Origin of the sequence: Paucibacter sp. Y2R2-4 (assembly GCF_025717535.1) — a bacterium.
Taxonomy (GTDB): Bacteria; Pseudomonadota; Gammaproteobacteria; order Burkholderiales; family Burkholderiaceae_C; genus Paucibacter_A.
Genome location: NZ_JAJIRO010000004.1, coordinates 398,012 through 421,010, shown reverse-complemented (window position 1 = coordinate 421,010; position 22,999 = coordinate 398,012). Strand labels below are relative to the sequence as shown.

Genomic DNA, 22,999 nt, shown 5'->3' with positions numbered 1-22,999 from the left:
TGATGTTGAAGAGAAAAGAGAAAAGCGGCATGACGCTGGGACGGTTCAGCGCCGCGCTCGGTTTGGGCGCCTGGCTGTTCTTGACGGGCATGCCGGCCTCGGCCGCGCTGCGCAGCGTGGGCGCGGTGCTGCAGGTGAAGACGCTTGAAGACGGCGTTGAACTGCGCCTGCGCAGTGGCGCACGGGCAAAGATTGGCTTCGTCACGCCCGAGGTGCTGCGCGTGCGCATCAGCTCCACAGCGCGCTTCGAGCCCGATGCTTCCAGCTACGCCTTGTCGGCGCCGCCGCCGCGTGCGCAGGCGAAGGTCCAGCAGCAAGGCAATTCATTGGAGCTGCGCTCGAGCAGCGGCGTGCGGGTCTTGATTCGCAAAAGCCCGGAGTTCTCGCTCGCGATCTACGACGCAGCAGGCCGCTTGATCAGCGCCGATGACCCCGCGCGCCCCACCGCCTTTGACGCCCAAGAGGGCGCCTTTGAAACCAGCAAGCGGCGTGAGGCCTATGAGCTCTACTACGGCTTTGGCGAAAAGGCGCTGCCGCTCTCGCGCCACCAGCAGCACATGGTCATGTGGAATGCCGACGTGCCTGATTACGCGCCCGGGCATGACCCGTCCTACCAATCGATTCCCTTCTTCATCGCCCTGAATGAAGGGCGCAGCCATGGCCTGTTCTTCAACAACAGCTGGCGCAGCTGGTTCGATATGGGTAAGACTGAGCCGCAGCGCTACCGCTTTGGCTCAGCGGGTGGCGAGCTGGACTATTTCGTCTTCACCGGCGGGCCCGAGCGCAGCCCGGCGCGGGTGCTGAGCGACTACACCGCCTTGACCGGCCGAGGCGCTTTGCCGCCGCTCTGGGCCTTGGGCTACCAGCAGTCGCGCTGGTCTTACAAAACGCAAGACGAGGTCTTGCGCATCGCGCGTGAGTTCCGCCAGCGTCAGATTCCGGCCGATGTGCTCTACCTGGACATCGACCATATGGACGGCTTCCGCGTCTTCACCTGGAACCCGCAGACCTTTGCCCAGCCTGCCGAGATGCTCAGCGCCTTGCACCAGCAGGGCTTTCGTGCCGTCACCATCGTCGACCCCGGCATCAAGCAGGACGAAGGCTTCGCCATCTATCGCAGCGGCCGGGATGCCGGCGTCTTCATGCGCAATGCCGACGGCAGCGAGCTGCATGCCAAGGTCTGGCCGGGTGTCTGCGCCTTTCCTGACTTCACTTCAGCTCAAGCCCGCGACTGGTTTGGCCGCCTCTATGCCGCGCCGCTCGACCTGGGCGTGGACGGCTTCTGGAACGATATGAACGAGCCCGGCGTCTTTGCCGCCGATGGCTTCGACAAGCCGGCCATCGAGCTGGGTCCGCAAAAGACCTTGCCCTTGGATGCCCGCCACGCCGGCGATGGCCAGCCCGGCAGCCATGCGCGCTATCACAATGCTTACGGCATGCAGATGGCCCGCGCCAGCTTCGAGGGCTTGCGCCAGCTGCGGCCGGAGAAGCGCCCCATGGTGCTGACCCGCGCCGGCTTTGCCGGTGTGCAGCGCTATGCCGCCGTTTGGACCGGAGACAACTCGCCCACCTGGACGCATCTGGCCTTGAGCCTGCCCATGCTGAGTAATTTGTCGATCTCGGGTGTGCCTTTTGTTGGCGCCGATGTCGGCGGCTTCATGGGCAGCCCCAGCGCGGAGCTGTACACCCGCTGGCTGCAGGCTGCCGTGCTAACGCCTTACTTCCGTACCCATTCCAACGATGTGTCCGCCCCGCGCGAGCCCTGGGCCTTTGGGCCTGAGTTCGAGGCCATCAACCGGGCCACCATCGAGTTGCGCTATCGCTTGCTGCCCCATCTGTACAGCTTGTTCGAGGCGAATGAGCGCAGCGGCTTGCCGCCGATGCGCCCGCTGTGGTTTGCTTATCCTCACGACACCCAGGTCAGCTTGATCGAGGATCAGTTTCTCTTGGGCGCGGATCTCTTGGTGGCGCCGGTGCTGCAAGAAGGCAAGCTGCAGCGCCAGGTCTATTTCCCCAAAGGCGATGCCTGGATCGACTGGTGGGATGGGCGACGCTATGAAGGCGGCAGCTTGCTCACCTTCAAAGCCCCGCTGAACCGTTTGCCGCTATTCATCCGCGCCGGCGCCAGTGTGCCCACCCAAGCCGTGGTGCAGCACACCGGCGACATGCCGCGCACACCGCTGACGCTGACGGTGGCCTTGGGCGCCGCCGGCAGCGGCGAGGTATTTCAAGATGCCGGTGAAGGCTATGGTTATCGCCAAGGGCAGTTCCGCAGGCTCGCCATCCGCCAAGAACGCGGGTCCGCCGCAGGCGCGCAGTCTTGGACCCGCCTTCAACTGGATATCCCCGCTAATGCCGGTTTTCAGCGTGTTGCCGCTCTGGAGTTCATCGGGCTTGAAGCGGCGCCGGCGGAGTTGTTGATCGACGGCCATGCCGTCAGCGAGGGCCTGCGCTTTGATGCCTCGACGCGGCGCCTGCATCTCACCTTGCCGCATGAGGGCGTCAAGCAGATTCAGATTCGGCCTTGAGGGGTTCTTACCGGCCCTGCGCCCCGCGGATTCAAAGGAATTTCAGAAGAACGTTTATGAAAAAACAAATCGCCACAGCCTTGCTTGGATTTTTACTGAGTTTGTTATTGGTCTTTATTGCCCTCGCCCCAATGCCGGTGCTGGCGCAATCTCAAGAGGGTTTGAAACTCAGCTATACCCGAGTTTCAAACGGCAAAGTGGTGGAAGGTCAAGACCCAATTGTGGTTTTGGCCGATGCCACGCAAACCTTGGTCAGCTCCGCAAGTATTCAGGCCGGCAAGGCGGCGCTGCCTTTTGAGCAATCCTGGATTCACCGGGGCAAGAATGAAATCACCCAAGTCGCTCAATTGAGTGCGAATGAATCCGTTGCCACGGTGGATGCCAGTGCTCTGGCGAAACAGGTATTCGAGTTCAGCGATGAGGTCCGGGTGATTCAGGGTTACCGCTGCAAAAAAGCCAAAACCATTGTTAATTCAAACACCATCGAGCTTTGGTATGCCGAGGATTCGCCAGTCAAAGCCGCCCCGACGATTTTGGGGCAAAACTTGGGCTTGGTTTTAGAGCAGGTGCGCAATGGCAATTTCGTCATCACCGCCACCCAAATTGAACGCATCCCTGGTTTGGATTTGAATGAGTTATGGAAAAAAGAACAGCAAAAAGCCCGCTTGCTGCTCGACAGCCTGAGCTACAAAGACCGGCTTTGGCAAAGCCGTTTCACCAAACTCTCGATCTTCGAGAATCAAATCATCAATTTCTCGGACAAAGCGCAGGGCGGGGGTGCCGAGGTTTTGCGTTTCGCCCAAGGCACGGTGGTGCTGAAGCGGGTGCAGTTTCCTGAAATCAAGGCGGGCAGCCAGGTTTTTGTCGAATTGCAAGAGCAATCGAATGGCGATGCGTATGACCGCACCGGTTCGGTCTTTTTGATTCCCGAGGATAAAAAGCGCACTTTCCTGAATGGTTTGCAACAAGGCGTGGCGGCTTTGCCGGTTTATGAAAACGGCAACGGGAAGAAATACCAAGGCGTGGTGGCGACCCCGGACTATTCGCCCCTGATCGAATTGATGCGCTTTTTCACGCCTTTTGGTATTCAGCAGTACAACTATTTGCAGCTGAAGGGCAAAACCTGGCATGAGCGGGCGCCGTATCGGATGGAGATCAGCAATCTCTCCTCCCATATGTCGGGCAAAAGCGCTTATGTGGGCGTCTTTATCGGTAATTACGATCAAGGCGGGCACAAGATCTCGATGAATATCAGTATTCATCCCAGCGAGGTCTTGCGGCAAAAGCGCCTGGTTTCGATTCCGCTTTTCAATACCGTCAATATCATGGAGATGGCGAAGCAGGAATATGCCACCATGTTTGACCATGAGAAGGGCCTGCAAGTCAGTTTTGAATTGAAGCAAGCGCTGAAGAATGCCAAGCTGCGCTATATCGTCACCGGCCATGGCGGCTGGGAAAACGGCGACGAGTACCTGCCGAAGAAAAACACCATTCTCTTGAATGGCAAAAAAGTCTTTGCCTTTGTGCCCTGGCGGCAAGACTGCGGCACCTACCGTTTGTTCAACCCGGCCTCTGGGAACTTCAATGATGGTTTGTCGTCCTCAGACTTCAGCCGTTCGAATTGGTGCCCTGGCACCGCGACCAACCCGGTCTATATCGACTTGGGTGATTTGAAGGCCGGCCGCCACAACTTGGCGGTGAAGATTCCGCAAGAACCCAAAGAGGGCGAGAGCTTCAGTGCCTGGAATGTCTCGGGTGTTTTGCAGGGCGAGGGCGGCTGAGCGAATTGGCTCGGCCCCAAAACGCTGGCTTGCGTTTGTTTAGTAAAACATCCTAAAAAAGCGCCAATTCGAGCGCTTTGATTGACGCCAAAAAAGCCGGCAGATATAAAACGTACCTATGAAATGACGCGGCAAACAAGCGTCAGATCGCGTCCAGAAGCACCACAAGATTCGTTTAATAAACCGAACACCGGAGACACCCGATGCACTTGATTTCGCTGCTGAGCCAAGCGCAGTCCTCTCGGCTTGAGCGCTCTGCTCGCCAGGAGGCGCCGCTGTGAGCCAGGTCACCATCCGCGATATCGCAGAAGCCACGGGCTTGTCGATCGGCACGGTGTCGCGCGCCTTGAAGAATCAGGCCGGCATGACCGAGGTCACCCGCAACAAGGTGCGCGATGCCGCTTTGCGCCTGGGTTATGACTTCTCGCAACTGAAGAAGGGGCGCATCCGTCGCATTGCCTTCTTGCTGCACAGCCAGCACAACACCTTGGCCTCCAGCCCCTTCTTCTCACCAGTGCTGCACGGCGCGGAAGAGGCTTGCCGGCGCGAGGGCATCGCGCTGTCTTTCATCGTCGTAGGCCCGGCCGAGCCGGTTCTGGAACAGGTGCGGGTGCACCAGCCCGATGCGATTTTGTGTGCCGGCTTCTTCGAGCCCGAGGTCTTGCGCGCCTTGATGCTAACTGGCAAGCCCATGGTGCTGGTGGACATGCAGCGCCGCGGTTTCTCATCGATCAACCCGGACAACGCGCTGGGCGGCTACCTCGCCACACGCCACCTCTTGCGCAGCGGGCGGCGTCGTATTGCGATGCTCTCGGGCTCCTTGGCGCACTACAGCATTCAGCAGCGCAACAAGGGCTTTCGCCGCGCCCTGTTTGAGGCCAAGGTGCATGCCGACCCCGACCTGGAGGTCATCGTCCCAACCATGGGCGAGGGCGACGAGGGCGTGGTGGAGGCCATGCGCAGTCTGCTGAGCCTGCCCAAGCGGCCGGACGCTGTGTTTTGCTACAACGACAGCACCGCCCTGGTGGCCATGAAGACCTGCCTGAATGAAGGCCTGAAGATTCCCTCCGACATCATGGTCGTCGGCTTCGACGACATCAGCAATGCGGCCGTGGCCTCGCCGCCGCTGAGCACGGTGCGCGTTGACAAAGAGGCCTTGGGCACCGCCGGGGTTGAGTTGCTCTTGCGACTCAAACCGGATGAGCCGCCCGCCGAGATGATCCTGCCGGTCGAAATGATCGTGCGGGAAAGCAGTTGCGACGACTAGTCAAACAGACGACGCGCCCCTAACCCTTCCATTCACCATGTTCAATTTCCCCGACTTCCGCTCTCGGGCGGCGCTGCTCGCCCATGCTCAACACAGCATGAGCTTCTATCACCCGCGCTGCATCGACCCCAGCGGCGGCATGTATCACTTCTTCAAGGACAACGGGACGGTCTATGACGCGCAGCAGCGGCATCTGGTCAGCAGCACCCGCTTTGTGTTCACCTATGCAATGGCTTACCGCCACTTTGGCGACCCGGCCTATCTGGACGGCCTCAAGCACGCGCTGCGATTCTTGCGCGAGGCGCATCGGGACCAAGTTTGCGGCGGCTACACCTGGCTGCTGAACTGGCAAGACGGCAAGGCCGAGGTGCTGGACGGCACGCAGCACGCCTATGGCCAGGCCTTTGTGCTGCTGGCTTACTCGCACGCCTTGATGGCGGGCTTGGAGGAAGCTCGCCCCTGGGTGGCAGAAGCTTTCGAGATGATGGAGCATTGCTTCTGGGATGAGCAGGCCGGCCTCTACTCCGACGAAGCCAGTCGCGACTGGAGTGAGCGCTCCAGCTACCGCGGACAAAACGCCAATATGCATGCTTGCGAAGCGCTGCTGGCCGCGCACCAAGCCACGGGAGATCAGCGTTATCTGGAGCGCGCTTACACCGTAGCCTACAACATCAGTCAGCGCCAGGCCGAGCGCTGTGGCGGCTTGATCTGGGAGCATTACGACGCCCAGTGGCAGCCGAACTGGTTGTTCAATATCGATGACCCGGCCCATCTCTTCCGGCCCTGGGGCTATCAGCCTGGGCACTTCACCGAGTGGTCCAAGCTGCTCATTCTTTTGGAGGCCCGCGGCGCGGTGCTGGAAAAGGACTTGAGCTGGGCGCGCCCAACGGCCGAGCGACTGTTCAAGGTGGCGATGGAAAAGGGCTGGGACGCCAAGCGCGGCGGCCTGTGCTACTCGCTCGCCCCTGACCTCAGCGTGTGCGACTCAGACAAATACTTCTGGGTGCAGGCCGAAAGCGCCGCCGCAGCGGCCTTGCTGGCGCAGCGCACCAATCATCCCTATTACTGGGATTGGTACCAGCGCCTCTGGGCCTACAGCTGGACGCATTTCGTCGACCATCAGCACGGCGCCTGGTTCCGCATTCTGGATTCGCAAAACCGCAAGTACAGCGACGAGAAGAGCCCTGCCGGCAAGGTGGACTATCACACCATGGGCGCTTGCTACGACATCGCCGCGGTGTTGGACGAGGGCCCCGGCCATGCATGACGCGCCTCTGATGCTCTGTGCCGGCGAGGCGCTCACCGACATGATCCACCAGGGCCAGGAGCACTGGGTCGCGCGCGTCGGAGGTTCGGTTTGGAACGTGGCCCGCGCTCTGGCGGCCTTGGGCGAGCGCACCGCCTTTGCCGGGGCCATCAGTGCAGACCGCTTTGGCGATGAACTGTGGGCGGCCAGCGAGGCGGTGGGCCTGGACCTGCGACTGCTGCAGCGTGTGGAGCGTTCGCCCTTGCTGGCCATGGTTGAGCAGGGTGAGCCGCCGCGTTACTTCTTCATCGGCGATGACAGCGCCGACCTCTACTTCGATGCGCAGGCCTTGCCCGCCGGCTGGTCGTCTGGCCTGCGTTGGGCTCACTTCGGCGGCATCAGCCTGGCGCGTGAGCCTTTGGCCGCCAAGCTGGTGGCCTTGGCCGAAAGCCTGAAGGCCCAAGGCGTGGCCATCAGCTACGACCCCAATTTCCGCAAGGTGATGGACGAGCGCTACACGCCGACGCTGCATCGCATGGCCGCCTTGGCCGACCTGATCAAGGTCTCCGACGATGATTTGCGCGGCCTCTTCCCCGGCCTGCCCTTGGAAGAGGCGCTGCAGCGCTTGCGCGCGCTCAACCCCAGACCCGAACACACCTTATGCCTGCTGACCCGCGGCGGGCAGGGGGCCAGCCTTTACCGAGGCGAGGCCCGTGCCGATGCCATGGCTCCGGCCGTGGCCGTGGTGGACACGGTCGGTGCTGGCGATGCCAGCGCGGCCGGTCTGCTCTTCAGCTTGAGCCGCCACCCCGAGCGCTCATTGCAGTCCCATTTGCACGCGGCCCTGGCCGCCGGCTCGGCCGCCTGTTTGCAGTCGGGTGCTACCCCTCCAGATTCACAGGCCATGCGTGGCCTGTTCGAGATGCTTGAAGCAACAAAGGTTTCATCATGAGTCAACATTCATCGCTCCGCCCTTCTTCGTCCTCCTCCTCCGCTCGCCCGATTCGATTCGCGCTGAAGGGCTTGTGTGTTGCGGCTTTGGCTGTGCTGCCGGTCTTGGCCACAGCGGCAAACACTGCTTCCGCGTCTTCCGCAAAGATGGCTGCGCTCCAACCCGTCACCGAGGCCGAGTCGGCCGTGCTGGCCCAGCGTGTCAAGGAAGAAGCCCAGCACGCTTGGAAAGGCTACAAGCAATACGCCTGGGGTCATGACGCGCTCAAGCCCCTGAGCAAGAAGGGCCACGACTGGTATTCGGCCTCGCTCTTGATGACGCCGGTGGATGCGCTCAGCACGCTGCTGCTGATGGGTCTCAAGGAAGAGTCTGACGAAGCGCGCGAACTGATCGCCAGCCAGCTGTCTTTTGACCAAGACATGCCGGTGCAGAACTTCGAGATCACCATTCGCTTGCTGGGGGGCCTGATTTCTGCCTACCAACTCAGTGGAGATGCCCGCCTATTGGCCAAGGCCGAGGACCTGGGCAAGCGCCTGCTGCCGGTCTTCGAGTCGCCCACCGGTCTGCCCTATACCCATGTGAATCTGCGCACCGGCAAGGTCAGCGGCAAGGTCAGCAACCCGGCCGAAACCGGCACGCTGATTCTTGAGTTCGGCATGTTGAGTCAGCTGACTGGCCAGCCCATCTACTTTGAGAAGGCCAAGCGTGCGCTGGTTGAAACCTACCGCCGCGCCTCAGCGGATGGCGTGGTGGGCTCGGCCATCAATGTGGAAACTGGCCGTTGGGAGCGCACCGATGCGCACATCGGCGGCGGCATCGATTCCTACTACGAGTATTTGTACAAATGCTGGCGACTGTTTGGTGATGCGGAATGCAAAACCATGTGGGACCACAGCATTGCCGGTGTCAACAAGGTGCTGGGTGAGGAGACAAAAACCGGCTTTTGGTATGGCCACGCCGATATGAACACCGGCCGCCGCACCAAGACGCAGTACGGCGCGCTGGACGCCTTCATGCCGGCCCTGCTGGCCTTGGGCGGCGATGTGCCGCGCGCCAAGAAGCTGCAAGAGTCTGGCCTGCGCATGTGGCGCCTGCACGGCATTGAGCCCGAGTCCATGGACTACCGTCGCATGAAGGTTCTGTCGCCCGAATATGCGCTGCGCCCCGAGATCGTCGAGTCGGCCTACTACCTGCATCACTACACCGGCGATTCTCGCTACCGCGCCATGGGTCGTGAGTTCTTCGAAGCCTTTGTGCGCTACTGCCGCAGCGAAGCGGGCTATGCCGCACTGAAGGATGTGCGCACCAAGGTGCAAGAAGACTCGATGGAGAGTTTTGTTTTTGCCGAGACTTTCAAGTACTTCTATCTGTTGTTCGCGCCGAAGTCTGCTCTGGACTTTGACGCGGTCACTTTCAATACCGAAGCCCATCCGCTGCGCTTGACGGCGCCAGTGCAGGCGCGTTGAGTGAGGGGCTAAAGATGACCGAGTTCAAACATCACCAAGCGCCGCAGCCAAGGGTGCTGGCGCCTGAGTCGCAGGCTGCCGGCGCACCCCTGCGACTCCATGTCCCCCGTCCGCTGCGCGGCCTCCTCCTTTACTTACGTCGCAGGGGCGCACCGCCAGCCTGCTTCGCGGGAGCGATGAGCCATGGTTTTCCGAATAGGGAAGTGGTGGATCGCGGCGGGTGGTGGGTGGGTGCGGCCACGGAAGTAAAGGAGGAGGCCGCGCAGCGGACGGGGGACATGAAGTGGACGCGCCCACCCATCGCCCGCAGCCTCGCCAACTCTTCGTACTTGCGAACTTGCCTGCTGGCTTTGTTTGCTTTGCCAAGCGCATTGCTGCACGCCGCCACCCCCAACCCCACGCCTGTCAACACCTTCATCGGCACCCAGGATGAAGGCAACACCTTCCCCGGCGCCTCGGCCCCTTTCGGCATGATCCAGGTCAGCCCCACCGGTGAGCACTATGCCGGCTGGCGCTACAGCGACACCCGTATCCGCGGTTTCGGCCATTCCTATTTGTCGGGCGCAGGTTGCTGGGAGCAGGGCGGTCAACTCTCGGTGCTGCCCGTCACCGGGCGCATCGGCCCCGGCGGAGACTTTGACACCGCCAAGGCCGAGAGCTTCGACCACAAACGCTACGCCGCTGAATACACCCATGAGGGAGAAATCGGCCAGGCCGGTTACTACAAAGTTCAACTGACCAGCTATGGCGGCATCAGCGCCGAGACCACAGCCCTGACCCGCGCAGCGGCCGAGCGCTACACCTTTGCCGCCGGAACGCCCGCCGGCCATTTGCTACTGAACTTGGGCCAGGCCAACGAGAAACACTCGGTGGTCGGCAGCGAACTTAAGGTGCTGGAGGACGGCCGCAGCGTTGAAGGCAGGATCACCACCAAGAGCTTTTGCGGCGGCGCCCAGTACACGACCTGGTTCCGCATGACCTTCGATCGGCCCTTTGTCGCCCACGGCATTTGGGACGATCGCGGCGGCTGGCCCGGCGCCAAAGGTCCCAGCCAACAAGGGGAGGCCCGCCCACATGGCATGTGGCTGAGCTTTGATCTGAAGAGCAGCCCGGCGGTGACCGCGGTCAGCGCCATATCGCATGTGGATGCCGAAGGCGCGCGCGTCAATCTGCGTGCTGAAGGTCTGACGGCGCAAGGGACAGCGCTGAGTTTCGACACCATGCGCGGACAGTCGCAGGCGACTTGGCAACGTGAGTTGAACAGCGTGCGCATCGAGGGCGGCAGCACGGATGACCGCACCGTGTTCTACACGGCGCTCTATCACTCACTGCTTCAGCCGCTAACCGGCAGCGATGCCGATGGCCGCTACCGGGGCTATGACGACCGCATCCACAGCGCCAAGCACCAAGGCAAGGACTGGACCTACTACGAGTTCTTCTCGCTCTGGGACACCTACCGCACACAAAACCAGTTGCTGGCCTTGCTGCGCCCGGGGCGCGCCCGCGACATCGCCAACTCGGTGCTGAAGATTCGCGAGCAAGGCGGCTGGCTGCCTCGTTGGGGCTATGCCAACTTCGACACCAACATCATGACCGGTGACCCGGTCACGCCTTTCCTCGTCGATCTTTGGCGTTATGGGGCGCTGAAAGGCCGTGAGCAAGAGGCTTATGCCGCCCTGCGCGAGAACGCTTTTGGCGTGCCGCGCAAGCTGCTGCGCCCCGAGGGCCGGGCCGGCAACCCCAGCTATCTGAGTCAGGGCTTTGTTCAGTATGACCGCAGCTATCCAGCCAAGGGCATGGACGTGGACCCGCACCATGGCGCCTCGGCCACGCTGGAGTATTCGCTGGCCGATGCTTCGCTGGCCCAGATGGCCCGTGCACTCGGCCACAAGAAGGATGCGCAATTGCTGGATCAGCGCGCCCTAAATTGGCGCAAGGTCTGGGACGCGCAGGTGCAAGACGCCCCGACTGGCCAGCGCGGCTTCCCGCGCCCGCGCCTGGCCGATGGAACTTGGTTCAGCGAGGTGACGTTGGCAAACGGCGGCTATGACCCGCGCTCGGAGCGTGGTTTTCACGAAGGCACGGCTTGGCAGTACCAGTGGTTGGTGCGTCAGGACATTCCTGGCCTCGTGGAGGCCATGGGCGGGCAGGAGCAAGCGGCACAACGCCTGGATCACTTCTTCGACTACCCCGCCTTGCTGGCGGACCCCGCGACAGCCGTGCGCAAGTCCTGGGTCGTTGGGCCCTACAGCTATTACAGCCAGTTCCGCTACAACCCTAACAATGAACCTGATCTGCACACGCCTTGGGTCTATACCTTGCTCGGTCAACCCTGGAAGACCACCACGGTGCTGCGCGCGGCCGAAACTCTGTTTGGCAATGCACCCAATGGTGTGACCGGCAACGACGATCTGGGCACCATGTCCGCCTGGTATTTGTTCAGCGCCCTGGGCCTCTACCCCGACACACCCGGCAGCGGCCGCTTCTTGCTGCATGCGCCGCGCTTTGCTCGCGCCGAGATTGACCTGGCGCCGGGGCGGACCCTGCGCATCAACGCCGCCGAGGCCAAGCCGGGCGAGCACCGCTTTGTGAAGTCGGTGCGCTGGGGCGGCAGTGCGCACAAGCAAGTGTGGTTGGACTGGGAGCAGTTGCAGGCCGCCGATACTCTGAGCTTCGAGCTGTCAGCGCAGCCCGATCCGCAAGGCTGGGGAACCAAGGGAAGGGAATTGCCCCATCCGCCCGCGGGCATTGCACCCTAAAGTGCAAGCCTGCGGCCAGGCGAGCGAACGAACGAACGAACGAACGACCGATCCAACAACGATTGACCGAGCATTTCAATTCCAGGAGACAAGATGGCAAACATGGCACATAAGAGCGCGAGCCTCGCGCCGCAACAGGAGGGAGGCGGGGACGGAGCGCAAGTTGGGGCAAGCAATACCAGCCCGCTGATCATCGTGACCCTGCTGTTTTTCATGTGGGGGCTGATCACCTCGCTGAACGACGTCTTGATCCCGCACCTGAAGGCCATCTACACCCTCACTTATGTGCAGGCGATGCTGGTGCAGTTCTGCTTCTTTGGCGCTTACTTCATCGTCTCGCTGCCGGCCGGCGCCTTGATTCGGCGCATTGGTTATCAAAAGGGGGCGGTGACCGGCTTGCTGATTGCTGCCACCGGCTGCGCCTTGTTCTATCCCGCTTCGTCCAGCGGTTATGCCTTGTTCCTGTTCGCTTTCTTTGTGCTGGCCTCGGGCATCACGGTCTTGCAGGTGGCCGCCAACCCTTATGTGACCGTGCTCGGCCCAGCCCGCACGGCATCCAGCCGTTTAACGCTCACCCAGGCTTTCAACTCGCTGGGCACCACCATCGGCCCGGCCGTGGGCGGCATGTTGATTTTGTCGGCCGTGGGCGTGGCCTCCGATGCGGCTAGCGTGCGCGGCCCCTATCTGGGCTTGGCGGCTGCCTTGGTTTTGCTGGCCGTTTTGTTCTGGGCCGCCAAGCTGCCGCAGATTGCTGACAGCGAAGATGTGGCCTTGCCCGGTGAAGGCCATGGCTCGGCCTGGTCGCACCGCCATTTGGTGCTGGGCGCGATTGGCATCTTTTTGTATGTGGGCGCCGAGGTCAGCATTGGCAGCTTCTTGGTGAACTTCTTGGGCGAGTCGCACATCGCCTCGCTGTCTCACGCGGATGCTGCCAGTTATGTCAGCATCTACTGGGGTGGCGCCATGGTGGGTCGTTTCATCGGCTTTGCGGTGATGCGTTCGGTCAGCCCGGGCAAGACTTTGGCCTTCAATTCCTTGTTGGCGATTGCTTTGGTGTCGACGGCGGTGTTCGGCAAGGGCACGGTGGCGATGTGGGCCATTTTGTCGGTGGGTCTTTGCAACTCCATCATGTTCCCGACCATCTTCAGCATGGCGCTGAACGGCCTGGGCAAGTACACCGGCCAAGGCTCGGGCATTCTGTGCATGGCCATCGTCGGCGGCGCCTTGGTTCCCTTTGCGCAAGGCGCTTTGGCCGACAGCCTGGGCGTGCAGATGTCCTTCTTGCTGCCGGCCGCTTGCTATGCCTTCATCTTGTACTTCGGCGCCAAGTACGCGGCGATGTACACCGAGTAAGACCGCAATAGGCGGATTTGGCAGATTTGGCAGATTCGGCGTAGCCTGCCGACACTGCCACAGCGGCCGCTGGGATCAACTCTTTTTGATTGCAGCGGCCGGCTTCGGTGTTGGGCCAGTACTGGGCTTTTCCGGTTTGCTGGTCGGTGCAGGTGAGCGTTTGCGAAGCTCGGCCAGCATCTCGTTGAGCAGGGTCACGCGTGCCTCAGTGCTAGGGTGGGTGTCGATGGGACGGGTCACCAAATCAACGGCGCTGCCCAAGGCCTCCATGGCGTTGGCCGCCGAAGCCTTGGCGGTGGCACTGGTCTTCAGCCCGGAAGCGGTGCCGCCTTGAAGTGCGGTACCGGAGCTCTTGCTGGCTGCCGAAGCCGATTTGCCTGCCGCTCCGCCTTCGGCCTCTGGCTTGGGCAGTCCATTGATGAAGCCCTGCAAAGCGGCGCGCAACTTTGCATCGTCCTTCTTGAAGCTCTCATCCAGCAGGCGCACCGCGCAGGCGTCGGACTGCAACTCTTGCGCCTCCGAATGCCGCTCGAAGAGCAGCTTGCCCTGGACCAACAAGCTCAAGATCGCCGCCGATTCCTTGCCGGCCGACTGCATGGTTTTCACCATCTCGGGCTGGCTGGACTTGAGCGCCATGGCGTCAAAGGCCTTGGCCTGGATCGCACGGGTTTCATGCCTTTGCAGTACATGGGCGATTTCATGGGCCAGGGCGAAGTAGGCCTTGTCGCGCAGCGCGGGGTTCTCGACCAAGGCGCGGTCGATCAAGAGGATGCCGCCAGGCAAGGCCGCGGCGTTAGTGCCTGAGTCGGTACTGATGTAGAGCTCGAAGCGGTAAGCATGGGGTTCTTGGACACCGCTTAAAACCTCTTCCAACATCTTGTTGGCGCTTTGGTAAAGCTGCAGATTTTTCTTGCCGCTTCGGCTCAGCAGCCCGCCCGTCTTGTCTTTTTGTTCCAGCAAATAGCGCCCGTATTGCAGCTCAACATCCATGGGCAACCAATTCATGCGCTTGGCGGCCAGGCGCAGTTCTGCATGCGGCACCTGCAGCACCGGCCCCTTGTTGCCGGCGGCGGGTGGCGAGCCGGAGATCAACTGCTCAATCGTGGCGTTGATCTTGCCGCTTAACTGTTCAGAGGCGATGGAGGTGCCCAGCTGGGCCAGCTCGATGGCATTGCTGCTCAGCTCGAAAGGCGCGACCAAGCGTTCGCACTTGCTGTCGACCTCCGCGCTGGACATCTGTTTGGACTTGGCGCCCACCTGGATGCTGCCGCCAGCCACCGCGCTGTGCAGCGCCGGGGCGCTGTTGTTGGTGCTGCTACTGCTCGACGCCGTGCTGGCACTGTTGCCCGCGCTGGTGGCCGGAAAGTTCAAGACCCCTTGCTGGGCGCAAGCGCCCAAGAAGGGAATCACCAGGACCCAGGCCCGCCGTGGAATTGCGTGTTTCATCTCACCTCCCGATCAAGGTTTGGATTTCATTCAGGACCAGGTCGCGGGCCGCGTATTTGCCGTTTTCGTCGAGCAGAGCCGCTTCGAGGATCAGGCGGCGCGCGGGCTCCGTCTCAGGCGCGAGCAGCTTCGCCAGCTCAGCGGCAAACTCCGGCTCGGCCCGCGCGGCCGCACGCTCACGGCCGGCAGCCACGGGGTCCAGCGCTTTGCTGGCTTCCAGCTTTTTGCCGCCGCTGACGGGCGAGACGGTGAGCCGCTTGAGAACGTTCAGCAATGAATTGCAGGTGTCTGGGCCGGCCAAGAACACCTGGCTGAAGGAAGCGTTTTTTTGCAGGTTGGCAAGGGTGGCGTGGGGGTCGCAGACCGGTGGCTTGGCCTCGGCCGATGGGCTTTGGGCTCGGCTCATCCCGGGCCAGGCCATGACGCCACAAAGCAAGAAGGGGATGAGTCGGCGGGCATTGGATGTGACCGTCATGGGGGGACCTTTCCTGAGTGTTTGATCAAACAATGCATTGCCCGGCGCAGGTCAATTCCCATGTGCCAAGTGCTCGAGGGCCTGGGCAAGAACCAAGACCCAGCAAGCCATGGGCGCGTTGTTCAGCACGCCATGCCAAAGACGAAGCCAACATGGGCGCGAATCCGGCGTCGGCGGTGGGTGCCCGACCTGGGGTGCCGCAGCACCAGGCTGGGCCTTTTTCTTCATCAGTTCCAGGGAGACCTTGACGCTGCCGACCACAAAGGCATCCAAACTCATCCCGATCAGCATGGGCACCGGGTTGATCCAAATGCCCCCCCACAGCAGCGCCGTCACACTCAAGGCGGGCAAGGCGAGCAGGGCCAGAAGAAGCCATAGCAAGCCCAAGCCGATCAAGATCAGATAGGCGCGCTGCGCCGAGTCGGGATATTTGGGCGTATGCAAGTCCAACCGACGCTCGAAGTAGTGTGTCCAGATGTGGTGCACCACATAGCCGAACAGCATGCCCAGAAGCACGTCGATGGCAAAGCTCAGCCACTTCCAATGCTCCTCATCGGGTTCGACCGCGATGGTCGCGTGGACCTCCACGCCCGACACCTCACCCAAAGGCGTGCGAAAGCTGTCGCTGCGGTCGTAGTCAGCGCCCAAAATGGCCCAATGAACTTTCTTGATGCCGGGCCGCTGAAGTTGCTCCCACAAAGGCTTGATCTTGCCGCTGACGGGGTCTTTTTCCGGGACGGCGAGCCGGTGCGCGATCAAGTGAAAAGCAATGTTCCGTTCGTGCTTGGCATCCCCATCCACGGGTGCCGTCTCGGGCTCGCATTTCAAGTTGGCATTGGCATATTTGCACTGGCGGCCCTCGCGCGGCAGCGGCAGCCCTTGCTCGTCATTGCAAGTGCAACTCGCCGTCGGCCGGATGTACTTTTTTTCGGGCACGAACCGAGCCCAATGCATCTCAGCCCCCAGGTTGCGATAGCCATCGCTGACCTCGAGATGCCGACGCACCAGGCCAAATTCGAGCAGCAGGTCTGGGTGTGCGACGTGCAGGCCTTTGCTGCGCAAGTAGCCAGGCCAGAATCGGTGCTCCTCTCGATCTTGCTTTTCCACGGGCAAGATCAAGACGCTTTTGAGCTTTTCCTTTTTGGACAGCAAGTCCAGGATTTCCTCGGCACATCCATCCTGACCGGCAAGCCCGGTCGGGGAGAGGTCCACATCAATCCCCAGCACTTCGAGATCGGGAATGGCCTCGAGCGTAGCTTGCAAGTAATTGCGCAGCACGCAGCGGTCCAGTGGGCTGGTGCCATTGAATTGCTGGTGACTTTGCGGGCTGGCTTTGGCGAGGAAGGTTTGGCGATCAATCTTCAACACCAGCAAACGCTTGGATAAGTCAGCATTCGGGTCGCTGGCGCCATTGAGATGGGTGCTGGCCAGTCTCAAAGCCAGTTGCGCGGGCGACTCCAAAGGGTTGAGTACAGGGCCCAGCAGGTGCACCGCGCTGGCCACAAACAGGGCCGACATCAGCAGCGCGACAATTTTTTTGTACTGTGGCGCGAGCTTCAGCCTGAACAGCCAAGGGAGGCGCTGGCGCAGCTCAAGGCTCAGCTGGGCCATGACAGCGCAAGGCCATTCGCCGCGTAGAGGCAGCGGTGTTGGGGCTGGCGGCAGCTCGCCCTGCCGCACTGGATCTGACATGGAAGCTCCCTTGACACGGCCTGGCGAATCGATCGTCCGCTCTGTTGGCGCGAAATGTAAGTAGTTGTAACTGTGCGGCCGATAGGGGTCAATCCCCATCGATACCGCTTCCCTCCAGCCTGGGCTCGGGTTAACACTTAAGGATGTAGGCTGGAGCCTTGAGGCTCGCGCAAAAGGTGAATAAAGCCAGGCTCAGGGATTGCGATTTCAAAAGTCCTTGAGAATGCGGGATGACTCTATTCCCCAGCACGGCTTCTGCCGCCGTCCCCGCGAAAGCCCATTCCTACTTGCAATGGCGCGACGCCGACGATTGCGTCCAACAAGCGCGTTGGTGCTCCTTGGCCGACAGCCCGCCGCCGCAGCGGGTGCAGATGGTGGACGATGGCCTGAGCGCCGACACCGCCTTTCGGCTCGCCAACGAGGGCGTGGGGCTGCTCTGGTGTGGCGACTATCAGAACGCCCGCTTGATGATGCAGGCCCTGGTGCGGCGGCTGGATGTTCAGGCACGCCGCCAATCGAGCAAGAAGCCCAAAGCTAAGGCCAAGCCTGGTTCTACGGCGGACGAGTCCCGCCCGCAAAGCATGTACGCCGCCTTTGTGCAGCAGCGCAAGACGCAGGCGCAGCGCGCGCGGGTGCTGGGTTTGTTACTGCTGCCTTTTGATGCCGACCACAGTGTGCCGCTGCCCCGTGCGGCCGATGTGCGTGAGGCCGGCGCGCAGGCGCGTGGCGCCATTGGCGAGCACTATGTGGCTTCGCTGCGCGAATTGCAGGGCTTGATTGGCGCGCATCAGTGGCGCAAGAAGGGTGTTTACATCCCGGCCCTGAAGGCCGCGATTTCGCCGCATTACGGGGTGTTCTCGCCGGTCCGCGGCGAGTATGTCGACCTGGTGGCAGACACCGCTTTGCCGGCCTGTTTGAAGAGCAGTGGCAAGGCCGGCGTGGCTTTTGACATCGGAACCGGCAGCGGCGTTCTGGCCGCAGTCTTGGCGCAGCGCGGGGTACGCCAGGTGGTGGCCACCGATCAGCAAGACCGCGCCCTGGCCTGCGCCAGCGACAACCTGGCCTTGCTCAAGCTCAGTCCGCGGGTGCAGTTGCTGAGTGTTGATTTGTTCCCCGAGGGCTTGGCGCAGCTGATTGTGTGCAACCCGCCCTGGCTGCCTTGGCCGGCCGAGTCTTCGCTGGAGCATGCGGTTTATGACCCTGACAGCCGCATGCTGCGTGGCTTCTTGAGCGGCTTGGCCGCGCATTTGTCGCCGGGCGGCGAGGGCTGGTTGATCCTGTCGGACCTGGCCGAGCATCTGGACTTGCGCAGTCGCGAAGAGCTGCTGGGCTGGATCCACGAAGCCGGTTTGCAAGTGCTGGGCCGCAGTGATGCCAAACCTCAGCATGCACGAGCCAGCGATGAAAGCGACCCGCTGTTCGCGGCGCGCTCAGTCGAGCTGACTTCGTTGTGGCGCTTGGGTGCTTTGGCCGCTTGAGGCGTCATCAAAGCAGCCCATAATCTGCCAACACAGCGGCTTTCAGCTTGGGTATCAGGCCGGCAAGAACCGCTGATGCCTATGAGCCAAGCCTGGGAGGCGCAGATGCCGGTCGACAAGATTCGCGTGATGATTTCCAGCCGTTGCAAGGACTACAAAGGTCCGGACGGCAAGCTCTTCAAACTCGCCCAGCTGCGCCAGGACTTGAAGCGCGAGATCGAGGCCACGCAGCTCTTCGGCGAGCCCATCTTCGAGTGCTTCATCAACGAAGAGGAACCCGCCAAATCGGCCGCCCTGGATTTGTGGGATGTCTGCTTGAAGGAAGCCCGCCGCGCCCAGATCGTGATTGCGCTTTACAACGGCTCCGCCGGCTGGTCCAAAGGCCCGGCCGATGTGGGTATCTGCCATGCGGAGCTGATGGCGGGACTGCAGTCCGGCCGCGAGCGCACGCGGGTGATCCAGCTGCCGCTGAGCTCGGCAAAAAGCATCCGGCGCGATGAACGTTTTGCAGAGCTGCTCACCCAAGAGGCCTTGTTCAGCGGCGCGCCGGTTGAGACCGCGGACCAGGCCTTGGCGCTGGCGCGGCAGAGCTTGGGCCAAGCGGTGGCTGCTTTGGTGCGCGGTGGCAGCGCGGTCTTGAGCAAGGACAGCTATGCGCTCGGTGAGGCCCTGGCCTGGAGTCGCTTGTCCTTCTCAGGCCGCAAGGCCGCCATGGAAGCCAGCTGCAGCGCGGCGCTGCTGGATCGTTCTGCTGCACGGCCCGTGGTGGGTCAGCCCCATCAAGTCTTGCTGGGCGAAGCAGATGCGGCCGACTTGCTGATCTGCGTGCACGCCATTCCCGCCGCCACCTCCACCGCAGCGGCGCGCGAGATGGTCGGCCGGCCGTTTCTCTCCGACCATCTGCACTTGCCCTCGGCCAAGGCCTTGCCCGAAGCGGCCGGCCCGGTGCATTTGATCGCCTGCCACCGCACCGCCACCGAAAAGCAAGCCACCGATCTGCTGGGCTTCCCGGATGCCACCGTGGTGTCCACCGGTTTTGGCGTTTATGTGGCCGACCCGGTGCAGCGCATCCAGCTGGTGCTCTTGGCCAATTGCCGGGATGCCGGCAGCACCCGCTATGCCGTGCAGCGTTTTTTTGACTGGCTGGACCGTTCCGGCCAGCGCGACTTACTGCTTCAACATGCACAGGCACGTGCGCGCATTGTGCGCAGCATCCAGGCCGAGGCCGCCAGCGCACCCTAATTTGAACAGGCTCCGGCCTTGACGCTTGCACGCGCCGCCAACTACGCTGGCGCACCCTTCTTGATTGACGCGCTAGCCGCCCGGAGACGCCGCCCGCCATGAGCATTCGCCCGCATGCCTTTGTCGCCATGCCTTTCGGCAGCAAGCCAGGCCCGGATGGGCAGTTGATCGACTTCAACCGCGTCTATGCCGAATACATCGCGCCGGCGATCGAAGCGGCTGGCTTGAGCGCCTTTCGGGCCGACCAGGAGCAGCAGGCCGGTGACATTCGCGCCGATATGTTTCAGGAGCTGCTGATCGCCGACTTGGTGGTGGCCGACCTCAGCATCGACAACCCCAATGTCTGGTACGAGCTGGGTGTGCGCCATGCTTTGCGCGCCCGAGGTGTGGTGCTGGTGATGGGCGGACGGGCCACCACCGCTTTTGATGTTTATACCGATCGAAAACTGCGTTACGGGCTGAAAGATGGCGCGCCCGACCCGGTCACATTGGCCAGCGATATCGCCAAGCTCAGCCAGATGATTCAGGCGACGATGCAGTCTTGGACCGGCCGCAAGATCAGCCCGGTTTATTCCCTGCTGCCCTATTTGCAAGAGCCGGATTGGAAGTCGGTCCGCGTGGCTTGTGCGCAAGAGTTCTGGGTCCAGCATGAGGAATGGGCGGCACGTGTCGACCTGGCGCGCAAGCAGGGCCTGATCGGCGACTTGTTGGTGCTGGCCGATGAAGCGCCGGTGGCGGCCTTCCGTGCCGAGGCCTGGATCAAGGCCGGCATCGCCCTGCGCAAGGCTGAGCGTTTTCGCTTTGCGCTGGAGCAGCTGGAGTTGGGTCTGGCCATCGAGCCCAAAAACTTGGTCGGCCTGCGCGAGAAGGGCATATGCCTGCAGCGCCTGGCCCAAGCTCAGCAAGAAGGTCATTCCCTCGCGCGGACACGGGCCCATTACCTAGCGGTCTTAAAGGACTTCCCGGCGGATGCCGAAACCCTGGCCTTGCTGGGCCGGGTCGACAAAGACGCCTGGACCGAGAGTTGGCTGCGGGCCGAGTTGTCGCCCGAGCAAAGACGCGAAGAGGCGATCGAGCAGGCCGCCTTGCTCCGCGCAGCGATTGACAGTTATGCCCAGGCCTACCGCAAACATCCCGGCCATTACTTCTCCGGCATCAATGCCCTGAGCTTGATGCATTTGCATGAGCATTTGTGCGCCGACCAGCGCTACGCGGGCCAGCTGCCCGCCCTGCAAGGCGCGGTGCAGTTCGCAGCTTCAAACGAACCCGATGCAGCGCAGGCTTTTTGGGCCTGGGTGACGCTGGCCGATGTCGAGTTGCTGCAAGGCGGCTCGCTGGAGCGGGTGCGGGCCGCCTACCGCGAGGCGGTGGCCAAGCATGATGGCGATGGCTTCGCGCTCAAGTCCAGCCGGGCGCAGCTGGCTTTGCTGGCCGAATTGGGTTTCAGGCCCGAGCCGGTGGCGGCCGCCCTGGCCGTGTTCGACAAGGCCTTGGCCAAGCTGCAAGCGCCCGCCGGCCCTTGGCAGCCGCGCAAGGTGATTCTGTTCAGCGGCCATATGGTGGACGAGCCCGGCCGATTGGAGCCGCGCTTTCCGGCCGACAAGCAAGCTCGGGTGGCCCAGGCGATTGAAGTGGCCCTGGATGACATGGGCGCCGGCCCCGAGGATCTGGCCTTATGCCAAGCCTCGGCGGGCAGCGATCTTTTGTTCTTGCAAGCGGCGCAGGCGCGCGGCCTGCGCTGCCAGATCCTCTTGCCCTTTGGCGAGGCGGAGTTCATTCAGCGTTCCATCGATTCGCGCAGCAGCAATAGCGCCGCTTGGCGGGAGATTTACTACCAAGTGGTTCAGGGCTTGCGGCCGGACCAGCTTCGATTGATGCCGGATGCGCTGGGCCCTTTGCCCGAGGGCGTCAACGCCTATGAGCGCTGCAATCTCTGGCTGCTGTATTCGGCCATGTCCTGGGGCTTGGCCAAGCTGAATCTGCTCACCTTCTGGAATGGCGGTGGTGGCGATGGCCCTGGCGGCACCGCGCATATGGTGCAAGAGGTGCGGCGCCACACCGGGCGGGTCAGTTGGATTGATCCGCGCAAGCTGTGGTGAGTGAAGCAATGTCTAACCCTTTAGATCTACGTCATGAGTCAACGAATCATTGATCGCATCAAGTCCCCGGGCGCTAAGAAAATTCTCAGCTGCGATGGTGGCGGAATCTTGGGGCTGATGAGCGTGGAGATTCTGGCCAAGCTGGAGGCCGATCTGCGCCAGCAGACCCAAAACCCCAGCCTGGTCTTGGCCGACTACTTTGACTTTGTCTGCGGCACCAGCACCGGTGCCATCATCGCCGCCTGCATCGCGACCGGCATGGACACCGCCACGCTGCGTCAGTTTTACGTCGGCAGCGGTGAGCAGATGTTCGACAAGGCTTCGCTGCTCAAGCGACTGCGCTACAACTACAACGACGAGCCGCTGGCCCAGTTGCTGCGCACGCAGCTGAACCAAGCGCTGGGCTACCCGGCGGATGCCGCGCCCGCCACACTGGGTGACGAGCAACTGCGCTGCCTCTTGATGATGGTGATGCGCAACCACACGACCGATTCGCCCTGGCCGGTCAGCAACAACCCCTTCGCCAAGTACAACCAGAAGGCTCGGATTGACTGCAATCTGAATCTGCCGCTCTGGCAGCTGGTGAGGGCCAGCACAGCGGCGCCCACTTTCTTCCCGCCCGAGGTGGTGACTTTTGCGCCCGACACGCCCAACGAGTACCAGTTCGTTTTTGTCGATGGCGGCGTTACCACCTACAACAACGCCGCTTTCTTGGCCTTCCAGATGGCGACGGCCGCGCCTTATCAAGTGGGCTGGCAAACCGGGGTGAATCAGCTCTTGATCGTCTCGGTCGGCACCGGCCAGGTGGCGAACGCTCGGCCCGATTTGCAGGCTGATGATTTGTGGCTGCTGGACCATGCCAAGAACATCCCCGGCGCCTTGATGAACGCGGCGGCGGCCGGCTGGGACATGGCCTGCCGCACCCTGGGCGAATGCCGTTATGGCGGGCATCTGGACAATGAAGTCGGCGATATGGTGCAGGCGCCCGACACCACTGCCAGCAACTGGAGCGGCCACAAGCAGTTCGCCTATGTGCGTTACGACCCCAATGTGTCACAGGCCGGGCTGGATCAGCTGGGCCTGGACGGCATTCGTGCCAAGGATGTGCAGCTGATGGATTCGGTCAAGCACATCCCCGCCATTCAGCAAGTGGGCCAGGCCTATGCACAGCGGCATGTCAGCTTGGCGCACCTGCGCGGCTTTGTTTGATCAGCG

General features: G+C 62.1%; 15 protein-coding genes. 12 read left to right on the top strand and 3 right to left on the bottom strand.

Going from position 1 to position 22,999, the window contains the following annotated elements; translation table 11 throughout:
- Positions 1 to 2 precede the first annotated feature (2 nt).
- The 8 genes from LNV06_RS17015 to LNV06_RS16980 all read left to right on the top strand — a co-directional run bounded on the left by LNV06_RS17015 (position 3) and on the right by LNV06_RS16980 (position 13,352).
- Positions 3 to 2,528 carry a glycoside hydrolase family 31 protein gene (locus tag LNV06_RS17015; RefSeq protein WP_263539487.1) on the top strand — a complete coding sequence of 842 codons (2,526 nt, stop codon included), beginning with the start codon at positions 3 to 5 and terminating at the stop codon, positions 2,526 to 2,528.
- A gap of 56 nt (positions 2,529 to 2,584) precedes the next feature.
- Entirely contained in the window at positions 2,585 to 4,309 is a 1,725-nt protein-coding gene (locus tag LNV06_RS17010) for a PNGase F N-terminal domain-containing protein (protein ID WP_263539486.1), read from the top strand.
- A gap of 277 nt (positions 4,310 to 4,586) precedes the next feature.
- Positions 4,587 to 5,576: a LacI family DNA-binding transcriptional regulator gene (locus tag LNV06_RS17005; protein ID WP_263539485.1), complete on the top strand. Its 990-nt coding sequence runs from the start codon at positions 4,587 to 4,589 to the stop codon at positions 5,574 to 5,576.
- 37 nt (positions 5,577 to 5,613) lie between these two features.
- The gene (locus tag LNV06_RS17000; protein WP_263539484.1) at positions 5,614 to 6,843 is read left to right on the top strand and encodes an AGE family epimerase/isomerase; all 1,230 of its coding nucleotides are present in this window, start codon (positions 5,614 to 5,616) and stop codon (positions 6,841 to 6,843) included.
- Positions 6,836 to 7,774: a carbohydrate kinase family protein gene (locus LNV06_RS16995; protein WP_263539483.1), complete on the top strand. Its 939-nt coding sequence runs from the start codon at positions 6,836 to 6,838 to the stop codon at positions 7,772 to 7,774. Before LNV06_RS17000 ends, LNV06_RS16995 begins: the two co-directional genes overlap by 8 nt.
- The gene (locus tag LNV06_RS16990) at positions 7,771 to 9,240 is read left to right on the top strand and encodes a glycoside hydrolase family 47 protein (RefSeq protein ID WP_263539482.1); all 1,470 of its coding nucleotides are present in this window, start codon (positions 7,771 to 7,773) and stop codon (positions 9,238 to 9,240) included. The genes LNV06_RS16995 and LNV06_RS16990 overlap by 4 nt, the downstream gene beginning before the upstream one ends.
- 278 nt (positions 9,241 to 9,518) lie before the next feature.
- A complete protein-coding gene (locus LNV06_RS16985; RefSeq protein ID WP_263539481.1) occupies positions 9,519 to 11,999 on the top strand; it encodes a GH92 family glycosyl hydrolase in 2,481 nt (826 codons plus the stop codon).
- A 93-nt stretch (positions 12,000 to 12,092) separates the two neighbouring features.
- A complete protein-coding gene (locus tag LNV06_RS16980; protein ID WP_263539480.1) occupies positions 12,093 to 13,352 on the top strand; it encodes a sugar MFS transporter in 1,260 nt (419 codons plus the stop codon).
- A gap of 75 nt (positions 13,353 to 13,427) precedes the next feature.
- On the opposite strand, the gene LNV06_RS16975 is transcribed toward LNV06_RS16980, so the two are convergent.
- From LNV06_RS16975 to LNV06_RS16965, 3 genes are read right to left on the bottom strand one after another with little or no spacing between them, the layout of a single operon-like run.
- Complete coding sequence (locus LNV06_RS16975; RefSeq protein WP_263539479.1) at positions 13,428 to 14,798, bottom strand: M48 family metalloprotease; 1,371 nt, start codon at positions 14,796 to 14,798, stop codon at positions 13,428 to 13,430.
- A 1-nt stretch (position 14,799) separates the two neighbouring features.
- Positions 14,800 to 15,273 carry a hypothetical protein gene (locus LNV06_RS16970; RefSeq protein WP_263539478.1) on the bottom strand — a complete coding sequence of 158 codons (474 nt, stop codon included), beginning with the start codon at positions 15,271 to 15,273 and terminating at the stop codon, positions 14,800 to 14,802.
- Between the two features lie 51 nt (positions 15,274 to 15,324).
- The gene (locus LNV06_RS16965) at positions 15,325 to 16,965 is read right to left on the bottom strand and encodes a hypothetical protein (RefSeq protein WP_263539477.1); all 1,641 of its coding nucleotides are present in this window, start codon (positions 16,963 to 16,965) and stop codon (positions 15,325 to 15,327) included.
- A gap of 230 nt (positions 16,966 to 17,195) precedes the next feature.
- On the opposite strand from LNV06_RS16965, the gene LNV06_RS16960 reads away from it, so the two are divergent.
- The 4 genes from LNV06_RS16960 (at position 17,196) to LNV06_RS16945 (ending at position 22,993) form a co-directional block, all read left to right on the top strand.
- Positions 17,196 to 18,443, top strand: coding sequence for a methyltransferase (locus tag LNV06_RS16960; protein WP_263539476.1), 1,248 nt, complete (start codon positions 17,196 to 17,198; stop codon positions 18,441 to 18,443).
- Positions 18,444 to 18,524: 81 nt separating this feature from the next.
- Positions 18,525 to 19,685, top strand: coding sequence for a DUF4062 domain-containing protein (locus tag LNV06_RS16955; protein WP_263539475.1), 1,161 nt, complete (start codon positions 18,525 to 18,527; stop codon positions 19,683 to 19,685).
- 98 nt (positions 19,686 to 19,783) lie between these two features.
- Positions 19,784 to 21,784 carry a tetratricopeptide repeat-containing protein gene (locus tag LNV06_RS16950; protein WP_263539474.1) on the top strand — a complete coding sequence of 667 codons (2,001 nt, stop codon included), beginning with the start codon at positions 19,784 to 19,786 and terminating at the stop codon, positions 21,782 to 21,784.
- 33 nt (positions 21,785 to 21,817) lie between these two features.
- Entirely contained in the window at positions 21,818 to 22,993 is a 1,176-nt protein-coding gene (locus tag LNV06_RS16945) for a patatin-like phospholipase family protein (protein WP_263539473.1), read from the top strand.
- Positions 22,994 to 22,999 lie beyond the last annotated feature (6 nt).

What these genes read in the sequence shown, in the direction of transcription:
- LNV06_RS17015 (WP_263539487.1), top strand. Translation starts at nt 3, where the DNA reads ATGTTGAAGAGAAAAGAGAAAAGCGGCATGACGCTGGGACGGTTCAGC.
- LNV06_RS16970 (WP_263539478.1), bottom strand. Translation starts at nt 15,273, where the DNA reads ATGACGGTCACATCCAATGCCCGCCGACTCATCCCCTTCTTGCTTTGT.
- LNV06_RS16980 (WP_263539480.1), top strand. Translation starts at nt 12,093, where the DNA reads ATGGCAAACATGGCACATAAGAGCGCGAGCCTCGCGCCGCAACAGGAG.
- LNV06_RS16945 (WP_263539473.1), top strand. Translation starts at nt 21,818, where the DNA reads ATGAGTCAACGAATCATTGATCGCATCAAGTCCCCGGGCGCTAAGAAA.
- LNV06_RS16985 (WP_263539481.1), top strand. Translation starts at nt 9,519, where the DNA reads ATGAAGTGGACGCGCCCACCCATCGCCCGCAGCCTCGCCAACTCTTCG.
- LNV06_RS17010 (WP_263539486.1), top strand. Translation starts at nt 2,585, where the DNA reads ATGAAAAAACAAATCGCCACAGCCTTGCTTGGATTTTTACTGAGTTTG.
- LNV06_RS16955 (WP_263539475.1), top strand. Translation starts at nt 18,525, where the DNA reads ATGAGCCAAGCCTGGGAGGCGCAGATGCCGGTCGACAAGATTCGCGTG.
- LNV06_RS16990 (WP_263539482.1), top strand. Translation starts at nt 7,771, where the DNA reads ATGAGTCAACATTCATCGCTCCGCCCTTCTTCGTCCTCCTCCTCCGCT.
- LNV06_RS16965 (WP_263539477.1), bottom strand. Translation starts at nt 16,965, where the DNA reads ATGTCAGATCCAGTGCGGCAGGGCGAGCTGCCGCCAGCCCCAACACCG.
- LNV06_RS16960 (WP_263539476.1), top strand. Translation starts at nt 17,196, where the DNA reads ATGACTCTATTCCCCAGCACGGCTTCTGCCGCCGTCCCCGCGAAAGCC.
- LNV06_RS16975 (WP_263539479.1), bottom strand. Translation starts at nt 14,798, where the DNA reads ATGAAACACGCAATTCCACGGCGGGCCTGGGTCCTGGTGATTCCCTTC.
- LNV06_RS16950 (WP_263539474.1), top strand. Translation starts at nt 19,784, where the DNA reads ATGAGCATTCGCCCGCATGCCTTTGTCGCCATGCCTTTCGGCAGCAAG.
- LNV06_RS16995 (WP_263539483.1), top strand. Translation starts at nt 6,836, where the DNA reads ATGCATGACGCGCCTCTGATGCTCTGTGCCGGCGAGGCGCTCACCGAC.
- LNV06_RS17000 (WP_263539484.1), top strand. Translation starts at nt 5,614, where the DNA reads ATGTTCAATTTCCCCGACTTCCGCTCTCGGGCGGCGCTGCTCGCCCAT.